Raw genomic sequence first — 15,610 nt, forward strand, 5'->3', positions numbered from 1 at the left:
TACATATAATGGAGGGGATGTACATGAAGGAGCAATATAAAATCATTGTTTTAAGTGATGAGTTATCAGGGGAGAGGATTCGAAATACGTTAGACAAAAATAAATGTAAAACAATAGTTCATGTTGTAGACGTTTCAGATGTTGTTCGTATAGAAAGTTCTTTTCAATATATAGTCATTTGGAGAGGGGACGCAGAAAAACTTACAAATGACTTGATAAATAGGGGCGTGCAAAGTTCAAAAATTATTAATTTAACAAAATACATGTATGAATGGAAGGATAAATTAATTTCTATCTATCAAATAAATCCGGATCTTATGTCTTTATACATTGCTATGAAAAAAGCAAAGAGTGATCCGACGTATGAATTGTTTGCTACCGGTTTGTCTTATCCACATTGTGGCATAAGTACGGAGCTTCTCTCAAAAAAGTCAATAAAATTAACACTTCCATCGCAAGATCTATACTATGATTATTTAATAGCGTCACAACTTTTATCAAACAATCATTCATTTCAATATTGTTTAATAGGAATAGCCTATTTCTCGTTTTACTTTGATATGTCGTTATCATCTGAATCATATAGAATTCACAAAGTATATTATCCATTGTTTCAAGATGGTCATCATACTGCAGTTCATTCTCCTCTACCCACTGATGGATTCTCACATCTAAATACTCCGAAACCACTTCTTTCTATTTTTAATTTGCATTTTGAATATATTTTATTAGACGAACTAAAAGATGAATCATTGACGCTGCCTTGGATAAATGCTGAATGGAATACTACTTCTCTTCATATTCCTTTTGAAGAACACGGGAAAATAAGAGCAGCTTCACATGCTAAATTGGCGTATCCTCATACTTTAGTTGAAAATAAAATGATTTTTAAGAAATATTTAGAATTACTGTTAAAAAACGATATAAAGCCATTAATTGTTGTGTTCCCTGTTACTTCACATTATTTCAATTGTAGTAGTAAGAAATTAAAAGAAGATTTTTATAAAGTTATAAATGATTTTCAAACTCAATATTCTTTTCAAATTATAGATCTATTTGATTCGCCATTATTTTGTGACGATGATTTTTATGATAGTGATCATATGAATAAAAAAGGTGCAAATAAAATGTCCGCATTATTAAATATGTTTATTCAGGAATGAAAAGTATGATATTTTGTTTCATGTTTGCATAAAAGTATATAGGCTCCATACAGTTAAAGTAATGTGATTTTTGTGTCGCGTATATAAATAATATGCGAAGAGGTGAGAGAGTTAAAATGAGAACTCGTATTGAAAGAACTGAAGAAATGGTAGAGCAACTTCCGTTGGTAAGTGTATTAATTCCTACGTATAATCGTCCTAGTTACTTTGAAAAGGCGTTATGTAGTGTGTTAGAACAAACGTACCCTAATATAGAAATTATAGTTGGAGATGACAGCACGAATGATGAAACAGAAAAATTGTTACAAAAATACTTATGTGATCATTCAAATATTATTTATATAAAAAATAGATCAACTCTCGGACAATTTGAAAATGCGTTAATGTTATTTAATGAAGCGAACGGTGAGTATATAAATTTTTTAATGGATGATGATGTATTTCATGTGAATAAAATTGAAAAAATGATGAAGTATTTTTTCAATGATTTAGATAATGAAATTAAGCTTGTAACATCTCATCGTCAAGTAATTGATGATAAAGGGAAAGAACTGCGACATATTTATTCGACTGTCCGTTTATTTGAAGAGGATACCATTATAGAGGGAACAGAATTAGGAAATAAGGTAATTGTGGATCAAAAAAATTACATTGGAGAACCGACAACAGTTTTATTTCGTAAAAATGATTTACAAGAACCATATGGGATTTTTGATAAGAGGCGGTATTTATGTAACGTAGATATAGCTTCATGGTTATCTTTATTAAGTAAAGGAAAAGCAGTATATATAGCAGAGACACTTAGTTACTTTCGATTACATCCAGATCAACAGTTAAATGAATCTAATAAAATGATGGATGGGTTAGAAGATTTTTCACACAGTATTATAGCAGGAGAACAATATGGTTTCTTATCCACCGAAAAAGAGTTAGACAAAGCGATAACTAATTTTCTAGATTATGCAAGAAGGATAGTTCCATCATCAATATTATATACATTAGACTATTACCAAAAAATTAGAGCGAAGAAAATAAACATAGAAAAGAAAAAACAACATATAAATAATAATTCTTCATTACCGAAAGTAAGTATACTTATTCCTGCATACAATAGACCTTATTACTTGGAATTAGCACTCAACAGCGCTTTGAATCAAACATATGAAAATATTGAAATTATTATTTCTGACGATAGTACAAATAATGAAGTCAATGCTATGATTCAACCGTACTTACGTGAATATGAGTGTATTACATATGTTAAAAATGAAACGCCGTTAGTTGCTGAAAACTTTAATAAGTGTGTAGAACTTGCAAATGGGGACTATATAAACTTTTTATTAGATGATGATTTATTTCATCATGAAAAGATCGAGAGAATGATGAAATACTTTTTGACGTTAGAAAATATTTCATTTGTGACGTCATATCGTGAACTGATTGATGAGAATGGAGAGATATTACCACCTTCAACATTAAATATGAAAATCGCGAAAGAAACTACACTTTTTGAAGGAAAAGAATTAGGGAATTATATGTTAAAAAACTTGAAAAATGTAGTTGGTGAGCCGACAACTGTTTTGTTTAATCGGGATTTGTTTGACGGGAAGTTTGGATATTTTAAAGGAAAGGCTTATTCTGCTATTAATGACATTGCAACTTGGCTAGATATGATGAGGAAAGGAAAAGTAGTTTATATACATGAACCTCTTAGTTATTTTAGACAACATAGTGGACAAAATCAAAAACAAATGCATTTTATTTTAATGACAATTGAAGAGTGGATTGAATTAATTATAGATGCATATAATAGTGGGTTTTTAAGCTCCGAAAGTGAGTATAAAGAGAGTTTATCTTATTGTTTAGAAAATGCGGGATTTATAGTTAAGGATGCAGTAAGAAATGGCGAACTAGATCAAATTTATAATGAAAAGATAAAAAAAGGCTTAAATAATTTAGTTGCTCATATGTTCGAGAAAGAATCTTGTTATTGTCAATATTGTAATCAACAATTTGAAAAATTTTCACCTTGGCCAGCACATTATGATTTTCCGAAATATAAATTTGAAATGTGGAATAAAGATACAGGGATATGTCCAGTTTGTAATTCGATGGATCGTGAAAGATTGTACCGTGCGTACATTGAAACGGAAACGGACTTGTTAAATAGAAACTATACAATGCTTCATATTGCACCTGAAGCGAAGTTAAGAGATTGGTTTAACGAGTATAAAAATATTACGTATGTATGTGGTGACTTAGAACCAAAGGATCCATTAATGAAGGAAATTGATGTTACAAGGATTACATATGATAGTAATACTTTTGATGTAATAGTATGTAGCCATGTGTTAGAACACGTTCCTGATGATGACAAAGCAATGCGAGAGTTATATAGAGTGTTAAAGCCAAATGGATGGGGAATTATTCAAGTACCAATCGTAATGAATGTAGATTTTATTGTAGAGAATGAATTAATTGTAACACCACAATTGAGGAAATTAGCTTTCGGGCAAGAAGATCATGTGAGAATTTATAATCAATCGGGATTTATTCAACGATTAATGAATGCAGGATTTAAGGTAGAATTATATAACATAGCGGAAAAACAAGGAATGAAAAGTGCTAGGAAATTTGGATTATCTGAAACAGATATGCTCTATATTGTCCGAAAATGATAGGAAGGAATAGATAGATATGGAGAATATTCCTTTTTTACGTGCTTCAACTGTACCTGTAAGTGAGTATTTGGACGAATTGAAGGAAATTGATACATCTCACATATATACGAATTATGGACCTATAAATCAACGTTTTGAGGAAACAATTATGTCGTCATTTTTTCAAAACAGGGGAGCTGTTACAACAGTAGCAAACGCAACGTTAGGGTTAATGGCGGCTATTCAACTAAAGAAAAGAAGAAAGGGAAAGTATGCTCTCATGCCTAGTTTTACATTCCCTGCGACTGCCTTAGCCGCTATTTGGTGTGGACTGGAACCTTACTTTATTGATATTTCAATAGATGATTGGTATATGGATAAAACCGTACTTTTGGATAAGATAGAAGAATTAAAAGAAGAGGTTGCGATTGTTATCCCGTACGCCACTTTTGGATCATGGATGAACTTAGAAAAATATGAAGAATTAGAGAAGAAGGGGATTCCGGTTGTCGTAGATGCGGCGCCGGGATTTGGTTTAATGAATGGAGGGATGCATTACGGTCAAGATTTTAGTGGAATGATCGTATATAGCTTTCATGCAACAAAGCCTTTCGGAATTGGTGAAGGAGGGCTCATATATAGTAAAAACGAAGAAGATATACAACATATTAAAAGAATGGGGAATTTCGGATTTGATAAAAATCGTGAATGCACGATGATGGGGTTTAATTGTAAAATGTCTGAATACGCAGCCGCTATTGGGATTGCGACTATAAAAAAGTGGGATCAAAAATTAAAAGAACGCAGCCGTATTTCTGAATGGTATAAACAGTTGTTACAAAATACTGGGTTAATGAAAAAAGGGTGGAAAGTCCAAAAGACAGAAGCAGTTATTCACCAATTTATGCCTATCATTTGTCCAGAAGAAGTTCGCAACATACAAGTAATAGAAGAACTGAAAAAACAGAAAATAGAAGCTAGATTATACTTTTCACCATCTTGCCACCAACAAGTTCTTTTTAAAAACTATAAGTCTACAGATTTAACAAAGACGAATAAAATAGCAAAACGAATCGTAAGTTTACCTTTATGGGAAGGAATGACGAAAGAACTAGTAGAGCAAATTGTAATTTGTTTAGAGCAGAAGGTGGTGTCGGTAGATGAATAGTTTTTATAGTCAAGAAGAACTAAAGAAAGTTGGATTTTTATCTGTTGGGAAAAATGTATTGGTTAGTAAAAAAGCAAGTATATATAATCCGAGTGCTATATCAGTTGGCAATCATGTAAGAATTGATGATTTTTGCATTTTAAGTGGTAAAATCACAATTGGAAGTTATTCGCACATATCAGCGTATACAGCGTTATATGGAGGGGAAGTTGGGATTGAAATGCATGATTTTGCAAACATCTCAGCTAAAACAATCATATATGCAGTACTTGATGATTTCAGTGGAAATACATTAATGGGTCCAACCGTCCCGAATCAATATAGGAATGTGAAAGCAGAAAAAGTTATTTTAAAAAAACATGTGATTATTGGTGCTAATTCTATTATTTTTCCAAATGTAACGGTAGGAGAAGATACGGCAGTCGGTGCGATGAGTATGGTAAAAGAGAGTTTAGATGATTGGTATATTTACGCTGGAGTTCCCGTAAGAAAAGTAAAACCTCGTCAAAAAAAGATGCTAGAGTTAGAAATTGATTTTTTAAAAAGCATTCATTCTTAACAAAAAAGAATGAATGTTTTTATTTTTATCTCGCTATTTGCCGGGCAGTAAGACCCTACCTCAAAATTCAGCGGAAGTAAAGAAGTTAGGTGGGGATCGGGCTGATAGCCAGTGGGGATGAACAAAATCCTCACTGATTAAACTTTCACTTTATGATAGAGCAGAGAGTATCTTAACTTATTGTGTTTTAAATTTTGCTGACCAAGGCAATACTGAGCCATAGTGAATGTAAAGTTGGAGGGCGAGCGTATATGTTTGATGAAGATGGGATTGTTTTAATTATGGAACCAGCTGATGAAAGAAACTTGAGGAGATTTATTTTTTCAGTGCCAAAGTCAGTGTATGAAAAGAAGGGGCTTACATTACACTATGGAACAGCTATAGGACAAGGCTATATGGATATAATTGAAGATATTATAAGCGTACATATAGAAATAGATGTTGTAACGATAATAGGGCATGTAAGAGGATAAATAGCTATTTGAAAAAGGTTATAAACAATTTAGCTAGAAGTTATGTATAGAGAAAATTACAGACAATGATAAAGACGAAGGGAGTCTAAAATGAAAATAAAAACAATTTTATTAGTATTTATAGTTTCAATTGGTTTAATGGGATGTTCAATAGTGGAAGAAGGAAAGAACTCCATAGATTATGCTCAAAAGGCGACAGACTATGTAAATGAAATAAGTGCATTTGCAAATGATGCACCAGCATTAGCAGAAAAGGCCGTTAATGATAGCGAGGCTCGAAAAGAATTAGAAACGAAGCTTAGTGAAATTAAACAAGATATACCCGCATTCAATGAATTAACGCCACCCGATGTAGCAAAGGATATTCATCAACAAATCGTCGGATATAACGAAAAGTTAAATACGTTAATTGATACGGCGATGACAAAGATAGAAGAAGGAAAAGTGGATGTAGAGCAATTTAAAAACTCTGAGCTTATGCAGACGGTAGATCAAGTTCGAGATTTGAAAGATAAAGTGCAAAATTTAGGTCAATAGTAAAAAGCTCCGTTTGTGATAAACGGAGCTTTTTACTATTGGATACAATAAACGATTACACCAACGATAATAATCATGTTGCCGATGAGTTTACGTTTCGTTATTTTTTCTCCTAGGAAATACCAACCAAAAATTAATATGATGATATAACTTAAGGATTCTAATGCTGATGCTTGTTTTAATGCCATGCCCTTCATGGCGATAACATTTAATCCGGCGTTAATTACAAATAAAGAGTAGCCGATAATAACATAAGGATTCACATATTCTTTTATTCTAGAATCGTATTGTTGCAAAGTAGCTTTTTTTAATAATATTTGTGAGTAATTAGCTAAAATTATCCCGAAAATAAATAATAACATATAACTATTCATCTTTTGTCACCACCACAATTCCGACGATAATAATAGCTGCACCAAGTAAATGATTCCACTGAATCGTATCTCCAAATAGAAATACTGACCAAAGCATTGACCACAGTATAATAATCCCGCGATGTGAATATGCTTTTGAAATTTCGAAATGTTTAATTACTTGTTGCCATAAAATTGCATATCCGAATAAAAGTATAACTAATCCGAAATAAGCAACAAAAAATGAGATGGAAGCAATGGGGAATTTAGCTGCCCATTTCATGTAAACCATAATGATAGAATATATCAAAAAAGCTACATGTAAAAATACGTAATTTTTAATAGTTGGTTTCATTTATTCACTCTCTTTTGCATATAAATATATATTTATACCTAATTTTTCTAGTGTTAGATATTGGAACATATTTTGTTTAATCTTTCACATTTCAAATTATATAGTATCATGGCTTTTATTGTAAAACAATAGAAGCTATGCATTCATTTTTTCCAAGGTTCTACAATATGTATCGTTTTATTTGTTGCATCCAACTCTACTTGAACACCGATAGGCATGGTAATCATTGGATGTGTATGACAACAATCGAAGTCAGCTAGAAAAGGAATTCTTTGATTTTGAAGTACTTCTAGTAGTATTTCAAAAGGTTTTCGATTTGTACCACAATCATCAAATTGCTCATGTTTTCCAAGAATGATACCTGAAATTTTATCGAATACACCGTTAATTTTAAGTAATGAAAAGCTTCTTTCAATAGTAGCTGCATCTTTTGAACTGTCCTCAATGAAGAGAATGTCGCCTTCTTGAATATGTGGCATATAGGGGCTACCCCAAATTCCTTGTATCGTGTTTAAATTCCCGCCAATAATACGCCCAGTAGCTTTTCCATCAATTACTGAAATCCAATCGTTTGGTCGAAGTTCTTTCTCCTTTGTCTTTTCTTCCCAATTAATAAATTCATCTGACCAAAATAATGGTTGTTTTATATGATAAGGAAGAGAATGATCATGTAGTAAAGTTTCAGCGAAATATTTGTATGTGCAATCAACAAAAGGTTCAAATTCGCCAAAGGAAGGGACGAGAGCTGGTCCATAAAATGTAGGGATTCCTGTTTTGGTGTAAATTGCTAGTAATAAAGCAGTTGCATCTGAATACCCAATCATTATTTTAGGGTTCTTTAGAAAAGCATCATAATCAATATAAGGTAATATTGAATTTGAATTCATCCCACCAATTGTTGACATAATACAAGAAATATTAGGATTTCTTATTAAGACATTTAGCTCCTCAGCACGCTCTTGTATACTACCAGAACGATAAAAATCATATCGACCTGTTAATGAACCTTCTAATATATGAAACCCTTTCTGTTGTAAGTAAGATTTTGCTCGTTCAAATCTCTTTGGTGAAGTGTAGGTTACTGGTGAAGAAGGGGAGTAAATCCCAACTGTGTCTCCGTATTTTAATGATTTTGGAAGTAGCATTTGTATGAATCCCTTCTATTAAATAGTTTATCTCGCTATTTGACGGGTAGCCTGATTGGTGGGGCTGATTAAAGTTTCGCTTTATTTACGAGATTTTATTATTAAATATTCTTACGTTTCAATATTGTAAGTTTAACATAAATAAATTAAAATAATCATTGCTGTACTATGAATAAATATACCTTTTACCTTGACTGTATAAAGGAATTGTTGATAAGGTTAAATGTGAGTGTATAAAAGGTTTGCTAAAGGAGTTTTGAAATGAATCGGTTAAAATGGGGAAGGATGACAGTCCTATTAGTCATTATTTTAGGGATATGTTGGTTCTTATTCCAAGGAAATCAAAAGAGCATAGCGAATGTAGAGGGACAACCTTTGCAAGTGGCAGAACTACCTAAAGCAGGATTTACTGAAAAAGTAGTCCCGCCAAAGTACATCCCACCAGAAATTAACGCAAAAGCAGCTATGATTATCGATGCGAGTGATGGAGATATTATTTATCAATATAATGAAAATGAAGCTTTTGCACCGGCTAGTATGTCTAAGATGATGACAGCGTATCTCTTACTAGAGAGTATACATAACGGGAAAGTTCGCTGGGAAGATCCAGTAAAAATGAGTGCGAAGGCGGCACAAACAGAGGGAGCGAGAATCCCAGTACAAGTTAATGATACATTAACTGTTAAAGATTTATATCATGCATTAATGATTGAGTCAGCTAATAATTCAGCTGTGGCTTTAGCAGAACATATGGCAAAATCGGAGAAAGATTTCGTTCAGCTTATGGATGCAAAAGCGAAACAGTTAAAAATGTCGGAACATGCTAAATTTGCAAATGCTTCTGGATTACAAGAGCCAGATGGAAGTGAAACAAAAATGACGGCTGCTGATGTAGCGCAATTGGCATATCATCTTATAAAAGATTATCCGGAAATATTAGAAGTGACTCACTTACGCCAAAGTCAGCTAGCATTTAATAATATTAATGTTATAAGCACAAACGACATGTTAAATAAAAATAATAAAAGTTTATATATAGAAGGAATGGACGGACTAAAGACTGGATTTACAGATAGTGCAGGATACTGTTTTACTGGGACTGCAAAGCAAGGTGATAATCGAATTATTACAGTGGTCATGGGGACATCAAGTAAAACAAAACGTTTTACAGAGACAAATAAGTTAATGTCGTATGCATTTGGATTAGTTAATTAAGTAAGTAAAATACGAATCTAGATCGCTACATAAGTAAGACTGTTTGTTGTTACTAATTTTAGATAACAACAAACAGTCTTTTTATTTTTATTTTAAAAAGGAAAAAGCTTCTAAATACAAGTGTTATCATTTGAGTTTATTTGTTGCTGTGATATTATAAAGTTATAAGCTTATTAATAATAAGTTTGAGGGGCGTAATATGATATATACATATGAAATAGCCTCAATTGAAAATTGGAGGGAATTATGATGGCAAAAGATTTTTACTCAGCAATTGAAGACAGAAGATCTATTTATGCAATTAGTAAAGAGCAAGTAGTTTCTGATGAGAAAATTCAAGAAGTGATTTATCATGCTGTAAAACATACACCTTCAGCTTTTAATTCTCAAAGTGCTCGCGTTGTTGTTTTATTAGGAGAACAACATGATAAATTATGGGATATTACGAAAGAAACGTTACGAAAAATTGTACCTGAAAATAACTTTGCACCTACTGAAGAAAAAATGAATGCATTTAAAAGTGGTTATGGAACGGTTTTATATTTTGAAGACAGTGAAGTAGTGGAAAGCCTTCAAGCAAACTTTGCATTATATAAAGATAATTTCCCAACTTGGTCTCAGCAATCATCAGGAATGTTACAATTTGCAATTTGGACAGCTTTAGAAATTGAAGGGTTTGGTGCTACGTTACAGCATTACAATCCACTAATTGATGAAAAAGTGAGAAAAGAGTGGGATGTTCCAGCAAATTGGAAACTCACTGCGCAAATGCCATTTGGTAAACCGGTAGTACATGCTGGTGAAAAAGAATTCCAACCGTTAGAAAACCGTGTGAAAATTTATAAATAAAATAATTTGATAAAAGGTGAACAGGAATATAACCTGTTCACCTTTTTTTATACGTAATAAGGGTTTTTTTGTCCGGCATTTTTCATCTGATTTTTTAATTCATTTTTACGTGTTTCAATAGCTGATACTTTTTGTAATGTTATCATTGAAACGAATTGAATAAAAGCATAGTATAGCTCTATGTTTTTTTGTATTGGATCATCTATTATATTTCTCACAAATATGCCTCCTCTTTTTATTCCAATAAAACTCCGCATTAATGGGCAGCCCGAGTGGTGAGGGTTAATAATTAGCGGAGGATGTATAAAACCCTTCCTGATTAAAGTTTCATTTTATAAGGGAATGAAACTTTAATCAATTCGCTAAAATTCTTGTTTATTAAGATATGTATATAATACTATAAATATCCTATAAATTCCATTATAAGAAAAAGAGAACAGTTGATATAGTGTGTGTTTTCTTTAAAGGAGAAATGGCTTTTGTGAAATAAATCTTACAATTCGTCAAATTATTTCAAAATTGTAGATAGTATAGAAATTTAGTTTTCTAAAAATATTATACTATTGATAAATAGAGTGATTTTTGTCATGATGAAAGTATACTTCATGTAAGGAGCTTTATAAGGAAATACATACTTGAGTTTATATTAGGTTAATAGAATTTTTTATAATAGATAGAAAAGGGATATTTTATATTAAAATATTAAATAGAATGTCGAATTTTCATGCGATATATAAGAAATTTGAAAAAACCATTGCAAAAACATTGTGTTTAATGATAAAGTTCACATGAAGTTCACACGGATTTCACTTTGTTCATTTAAAATGAACTCTGTGTGAAAAATAAAACTCTTGCTAAAAAATGGAACTGGATGAATATTTTACTTTGATAATATTGTAAAGTATTAAAGTTTTAGTTTTTTTTAAGAGGATAGTAGGGAAAGGAAGTAAAGACAACTTATGAAAAAAGTAATTGCAGGTTTAGCAGCAGCTTCTGTAGCTGGCGTTGCAGTTCCAGGAATGGATTCTGCTCATGCACAAGTTTCAAATGAAGCGCTAAAAGAAATTAATGGACAAACTCAAACTCAAACTCAAACTCAAACGACTGTAACTGAAACAAAAACTGTAGAAACAACTTCTGAATTAAAATACACAGTAACTGCTGATGTATTAAATGTTCGTTCAGGTGCTGGTACAGGACATAACGTTATTTCTAAAGTAAAATCAGGCCAAGTGCTACAAGTAGTTGGACAAGAAAATGGTTGGTTCAAAGTAAACGTAAATGGTCAAACAGGTTATGTAAGTGGTGACTTCGTAACGACTGGTGGCAAAACAGGAACGACTGTTCAACAAGGAACAGGTACTTACACAGTAAACGTTTCTTCACTTAACGTACGTACAGGCCCAAGTACATCTCATACAGTATTAGGTTCTGTAAACAAAGGTAAAACAGTACAAGTTGTAGGTGAAGTACAAGATTGGTTTAAAATCAACTTCAATGGTGGAACTGGATACGTAAGCAAAGACTTCGTAACAAAAGGTGGTTCTGCTGTATCTAACGAAACACAACAACCAACTACAAACAACAATACTACAACAGTTCAAACTGGTGGTTCTTATGTTGTTAACACTGGTGCTTTAAAAGTACGTACAGGCCCAGCTACATACAACGCTGTAATCGGTGGAGTAACAAATGGTAAAGTATTAAACGTTACTGGTGCTGAAAATGGTTGGTACAAAATTAACCATAACGGCCGCACAGGTTACGTAAGTGCAGACTTCGTTAAGTTTGTAAAAGGCGGAGTAAACAACGTTACAAACAACAATAATGTTACAAATAACGTTCAACAACCAGGTAAAGACGTACAAAAACCAACAACAGGTGGAGATACATCTTCAATCGCTGGATTCGCTAGATCTTTAAATGGTTCACCATACAGAACTGCTGGTACAACACCTGCTGGTTTTGACTGCAGTGGATTCATTCACTACGTATTAAATCAAACTGGTCATAAAGGCGCTCGTCAAACAGTTGCTGGATACTGGAGCTCTAAAACAAAAACTAGCAATCCACAACCAGGTGATTTAGTATACTTCCAAAATACTTATAAATCAGGTCCTTCTCACATGGGTGTTTACTTAGGAAACGGTCAGTTCATTAGTGCAGAAACAGATGCAACTGGTGTACGTATTAGTTCTGTAAGTAACTCTTACTGGAGCAAGCACCTATTAGGTTACACAAAAGCATACTAAGAAAAAGTAGTTTTATATACTTTTCGTATAGAGAAAAGGCTTTCCAAGGAAACTTGGGAAGCCTTTTTATAGTTGAATAAATTGGAAGTTTAATAGTTTTTATTTTAACTTTCCATTTAAAAATCGATCATATAAGTCATGGAAATAGTTAGGACGAAATAAGTTCGCTGCATGTCCCGCTAACGGTATTTCCTTATATAGAACGTTAGGCAAAATAGATTTCAAATCAAATAGACAAGATTTATAGAGATGATCATGCTCTCCCATTACCCATAGTATAGGGTGAGGAAGTGATTTTAATTTAGATTTTAAATCGAATTCTAACCGATGTCGTAATGACTGGGCAATTATGGATGAATGTAATTGTAATCCGAAACGGTAGTAAATATTTCTTGAAATGACTGCGAACGGATTTGCTTTTAATATACCGCTTGGAAAAATAGTATTTGCGTATTGAGAGAGCCATTTAGAGTATTCATCTCCTCGCTTCTCCCAAAAATTTTGAAATACATTATATAAACGAGAAGGGTTATTGTAATGTCCTCCAATATGACAAATACTTAATACTTTTTCTGGATGCATTTGTGCAAAAATTGTAGAGATGTAACAGCCGTAACTTAGCGCACAAATATGTGCTTTTTTAATACCTTCTTGTTCATATAAGTTTAATAATTGATCTACGAGGCGCTGTAATGAAAAGTCGATTGCTTCTCCTTTATCATCACCGTGACCTAATAAGTCATAAGTTATAATGTTGTAGGAGGCAGAAAATCGTTTTTGCTCTTTTTTGAAGGCACGACGATTGCCAACTAATCCATGAATAAAAATAATTGTTTCCTTTTCAGAATGTATATTTGTTTGCAAAAAGGATACTCCTTTCACTAACTGGAGATTTATATCGTGTTTTAAATTATTTATCTATAATTTACATAGAATAATATTAAGTACCAGGTAATAATATCAGATGTTTATATCTGTTGTAAAGATGAGTTTTTATGTATATTTTGTAAAAATAGAAAAAGTGTGTTTACATTCAGTTTACATTTGTATCGTATTCTAATTTTAGAAAGAACAGTTTTGTTTAACATGAGGAGATGAACAGGAATGGAAGTTAGAAATGAAATAAAGAAAAAAGGGAGTTGGAGGCAGTTTTTACGCCTTATTCAAGATACAAATCCTCCGAAAGGAATTTTAGTTTTTGCGTTGTTAATGAGTTTGCTTTCTACGGGAGCGAGTTTATTTATTCCTATGCTGACAAAAGGATTAGTAGATAATTTTTCGCTTTCTTCAATTAGTGTAGGACAAATTGTTGGGTTAATTGCTTTCTTTGTAATGCAAACTATTGCGGCAGGGTTGTCTATATATTTACTAAATTATATTGGGCAGAAGATTGTAGCGGGACTAAGAGAACGTTTGTGGAAAAAGGTACTTATCTTGCCGGTATCTTATTACGATCAAAATAGAACAGGTGATACGATTAGCCGTATGACGAATGATACAGGTGTTGTGAAAACGTTAATTTCTGAGCATTTGTCAAACTTATTAACAGGTGGTATTTCAATTGTTGGATCGTTAATTGTATTATTTGTTTTAGATTGGAAAATGACTGCGTTACTTTTAACGGTTATTCCGTTGTCTGTGTTAATTTTAGTTCCACTTGGACGAAAAATGTATAAGATTTCAAAAGCGCTTCAAGATGAAACTGCATCTTTTACAAGTGTGTTAACGCAAGTGTTATCAGAAATTCGTTTAGTGAAATCTTCAAATACAGAAAAGAGAGAATATGAAACGGGTAATACAGGTATACAAAAGTTATTACAATTTGGTTTGAAAGAAGGAAAAGTGCAAGCATTAATTTCGCCAGTTATGTCGTTTGTTTTAATGGCACTACTTGTTATTATCGTAGGGTATGGCGGGATGCGAGTTTCTAGCGGTGCATTAACAACCGGTGAACTTGTAGCGTTTATTTTGTATTTAGTTCAAATTGTAATGCCAATGAGTCAATTATCTATGTTCTTTACACAATTCCAAAAGGCAATTGGTGCAACGGAAAGAATTAGTACGATTTTAGAATATGAAGTAGAAGATCATGAAACTGGTGTGAAAGTGACAAATGCTAAGCAACCGATCGTTCTTGAAAATGTACATTTTGAGTATAACGAAGAAGAGCAAGTTTTGAAAAATATTGATTTCACAATTGAATCTGGAAAAGTGACAGCAATTGTAGGACCAAGTGGTAGTGGGAAAACAACGTTATTCTCATTACTGGAACGTTTTTATGAGCCAACTAGTGGTGCCATTAAATTAGGAAAAGAATTAATTACGAGTTATTCATTAGAGTCATGGCGACGTCAAATCGGTTACGTATCACAAGATAGTCCGTTAATTGATGGAACGATTCGTGATAATATTTGTTACGGCGTTGAGGGCGAAGTAATAGATGAAGAAATTGAAAAAGTAGCAGCAATGGCATATGTTGATGCATTTATTCATGACTTACCAAACGGTTATGCAACAGAAGTTGGAGAACGCGGTGTGAAGCTTTCTGGGGGACAAAGACAGCGAATTGCCATTGCCCGAGCGTTGCTTCGAAATCCGCAAATTCTTATGCTAGATGAGGCGACTTCAAGCTTAGATAGTAAATCTGAGTCTGTCGTTCAAAAAGCGTTAAATAACTTAATGAAAGGCAGAACAACGTTAGTGATTGCGCATAGACTTTCTACTGTTGTAGATGCAGATAAAATTGTCTTTATTGAAAAAGGGAATCTTACAGGTAGTGGTACGCATGATGAATTATTACAGACGCATGATATGTATCGTGAGTTTGCAACGCAACAATTGAAAATTAAAGAGGGTGCATTATAAAATGAATCATCAGCGG

General features: G+C 32.7%; 15 protein-coding genes. 10 read left to right on the forward strand and 5 right to left on the reverse strand.

Going from position 1 to position 15,610, the window contains the following annotated elements:
- Window positions 1-23: 23 nt before the first annotated feature.
- The 6 genes from V7S45_RS09240 to V7S45_RS09265 all read left to right on the forward strand — a co-directional run bounded on the left by V7S45_RS09240 (window position 24) and on the right by V7S45_RS09265 (window position 6,560).
- Window positions 24-1,163, forward strand: a complete 1,140-nt coding sequence (locus tag V7S45_RS09240) for a hypothetical protein (protein ID WP_342761755.1) — start codon at window positions 24-26, stop codon at window positions 1,161-1,163.
- 116 nt (window positions 1,164-1,279) lie between these two features.
- On the forward strand, window positions 1,280-3,841 hold the full coding sequence (locus V7S45_RS09245; protein WP_322357979.1) for a glycosyltransferase: 2,562 nt from the start codon (window positions 1,280-1,282) through the stop codon (window positions 3,839-3,841).
- A 19-nt stretch (window positions 3,842-3,860) separates the two neighbouring features.
- On the forward strand, window positions 3,861-4,991 hold the full coding sequence (locus V7S45_RS09250; RefSeq protein ID WP_000427966.1) for a DegT/DnrJ/EryC1/StrS family aminotransferase: 1,131 nt from the start codon (window positions 3,861-3,863) through the stop codon (window positions 4,989-4,991).
- Window positions 4,984-5,550, forward strand: coding sequence for an acyltransferase (locus V7S45_RS09255; protein WP_342761756.1), 567 nt, complete (start codon window positions 4,984-4,986; stop codon window positions 5,548-5,550). Before V7S45_RS09250 ends, V7S45_RS09255 begins: the two co-directional genes overlap by 8 nt.
- A 251-nt stretch (window positions 5,551-5,801) precedes the next feature.
- The gene (locus V7S45_RS09260) at window positions 5,802-6,023 is read left to right on the forward strand and encodes a hypothetical protein (RefSeq protein ID WP_000459099.1); all 222 of its coding nucleotides are present in this window, start codon (window positions 5,802-5,804) and stop codon (window positions 6,021-6,023) included.
- 90 nt (window positions 6,024-6,113) lie between these two features.
- Window positions 6,114-6,560, forward strand: a complete 447-nt coding sequence (locus tag V7S45_RS09265; protein ID WP_025687202.1) for a DUF6376 family protein — start codon at window positions 6,114-6,116, stop codon at window positions 6,558-6,560.
- A gap of 35 nt (window positions 6,561-6,595) precedes the next feature.
- Here the strand turns inward: V7S45_RS09265 and V7S45_RS09270 are convergent, their stop codons facing one another.
- From V7S45_RS09270 to V7S45_RS09280, 3 genes are all read right to left on the reverse strand, one after another.
- A complete protein-coding gene (locus tag V7S45_RS09270; protein WP_001089868.1) occupies window positions 6,596-6,934 on the reverse strand; it encodes an EamA family transporter in 339 nt (112 codons plus the stop codon).
- Window positions 6,927-7,268, reverse strand: a complete 342-nt coding sequence (locus V7S45_RS09275) for an EamA family transporter (RefSeq protein ID WP_000805125.1) — start codon at window positions 7,266-7,268, stop codon at window positions 6,927-6,929. The genes V7S45_RS09270 and V7S45_RS09275 overlap by 8 nt, the downstream gene beginning before the upstream one ends.
- 143 nt (window positions 7,269-7,411) lie before the next feature.
- Window positions 7,412-8,413, reverse strand: a complete 1,002-nt coding sequence (locus tag V7S45_RS09280) for a S66 peptidase family protein (RefSeq protein WP_000926333.1) — start codon at window positions 8,411-8,413, stop codon at window positions 7,412-7,414.
- Window positions 8,414-8,674: 261 nt separating this feature from the next.
- Between V7S45_RS09280 and V7S45_RS09285 the strand changes: the two genes are divergently transcribed.
- Both V7S45_RS09285 and V7S45_RS09290 read left to right on the forward strand, forming a co-directional pair.
- Window positions 8,675-9,628 (forward strand): D-alanyl-D-alanine carboxypeptidase family protein, encoded by a 954-nt coding sequence (locus tag V7S45_RS09285; RefSeq protein WP_001080870.1) that lies wholly within the window; start codon window positions 8,675-8,677, stop codon window positions 9,626-9,628.
- 246 nt (window positions 9,629-9,874) lie between these two features.
- Window positions 9,875-10,477, forward strand: coding sequence for a nitroreductase family protein (locus V7S45_RS09290; protein ID WP_025687201.1), 603 nt, complete (start codon window positions 9,875-9,877; stop codon window positions 10,475-10,477).
- A 47-nt stretch (window positions 10,478-10,524) separates the two neighbouring features.
- Here V7S45_RS09290 and V7S45_RS09295 read toward each other — a convergent pair whose 3' ends face one another.
- Window positions 10,525-10,695, reverse strand: a complete 171-nt coding sequence (locus V7S45_RS09295; protein WP_001244279.1) for a hypothetical protein — start codon at window positions 10,693-10,695, stop codon at window positions 10,525-10,527.
- A 741-nt stretch (window positions 10,696-11,436) separates the two neighbouring features.
- Between V7S45_RS09295 and entFM the strand changes: the two genes are divergently transcribed.
- Window positions 11,437-12,729, forward strand: coding sequence for an enterotoxin EntFM (entFM, locus tag V7S45_RS09300; RefSeq protein WP_000755498.1), 1,293 nt, complete (start codon window positions 11,437-11,439; stop codon window positions 12,727-12,729).
- A 99-nt stretch (window positions 12,730-12,828) separates the two neighbouring features.
- On the opposite strand, the gene V7S45_RS09305 is transcribed toward entFM, so the two are convergent.
- Entirely contained in the window at window positions 12,829-13,593 is a 765-nt protein-coding gene (locus tag V7S45_RS09305; protein ID WP_001194306.1) for an alpha/beta hydrolase, read from the reverse strand.
- Window positions 13,594-13,833: 240 nt separating this feature from the next.
- On the opposite strand from V7S45_RS09305, the gene V7S45_RS09310 reads away from it, so the two are divergent.
- The gene (locus V7S45_RS09310) at window positions 13,834-15,594 is read left to right on the forward strand and encodes an ABC transporter transmembrane domain-containing protein (protein WP_025687790.1); all 1,761 of its coding nucleotides are present in this window, start codon (window positions 13,834-13,836) and stop codon (window positions 15,592-15,594) included.
- The last annotated feature ends 16 nt before the right edge of the window (window positions 15,595-15,610 follow it).

Source organism: Bacillus sp. BR3(2024) (genome assembly GCF_039134555.1).
Classification (GTDB): domain Bacteria; phylum Bacillota; class Bacilli; order Bacillales; family Bacillaceae_G; genus Bacillus_A; species Bacillus_A cereus.

Bases quoted from the DNA above. Each gene is read 5' to 3' on its own strand.
- V7S45_RS09240 (WP_342761755.1), top strand. From the start codon at position 24: ATGAAGGAGCAATATAAAATCATTGTTTTAAGTGATGAGTTATCAGGG.
- V7S45_RS09245 (WP_322357979.1), top strand. From the start codon at position 1,280: ATGAGAACTCGTATTGAAAGAACTGAAGAAATGGTAGAGCAACTTCCG.
- V7S45_RS09250 (WP_000427966.1), top strand. From the start codon at position 3,861: ATGGAGAATATTCCTTTTTTACGTGCTTCAACTGTACCTGTAAGTGAG.
- V7S45_RS09255 (WP_342761756.1), top strand. From the start codon at position 4,984: ATGAATAGTTTTTATAGTCAAGAAGAACTAAAGAAAGTTGGATTTTTA.
- V7S45_RS09260 (WP_000459099.1), top strand. From the start codon at position 5,802: ATGTTTGATGAAGATGGGATTGTTTTAATTATGGAACCAGCTGATGAA.
- V7S45_RS09265 (WP_025687202.1), top strand. From the start codon at position 6,114: ATGAAAATAAAAACAATTTTATTAGTATTTATAGTTTCAATTGGTTTA.
- V7S45_RS09270 (WP_001089868.1), bottom strand. From the start codon at position 6,934: ATGAATAGTTATATGTTATTATTTATTTTCGGGATAATTTTAGCTAAT.
- V7S45_RS09275 (WP_000805125.1), bottom strand. From the start codon at position 7,268: ATGAAACCAACTATTAAAAATTACGTATTTTTACATGTAGCTTTTTTG.
- V7S45_RS09280 (WP_000926333.1), bottom strand. From the start codon at position 8,413: ATGCTACTTCCAAAATCATTAAAATACGGAGACACAGTTGGGATTTAC.
- V7S45_RS09285 (WP_001080870.1), top strand. From the start codon at position 8,675: ATGAATCGGTTAAAATGGGGAAGGATGACAGTCCTATTAGTCATTATT.
- V7S45_RS09290 (WP_025687201.1), top strand. From the start codon at position 9,875: ATGATGGCAAAAGATTTTTACTCAGCAATTGAAGACAGAAGATCTATT.
- entFM (WP_000755498.1), top strand. From the start codon at position 11,437: ATGAAAAAAGTAATTGCAGGTTTAGCAGCAGCTTCTGTAGCTGGCGTT.
- V7S45_RS09310 (WP_025687790.1), top strand. From the start codon at position 13,834: ATGGAAGTTAGAAATGAAATAAAGAAAAAAGGGAGTTGGAGGCAGTTT.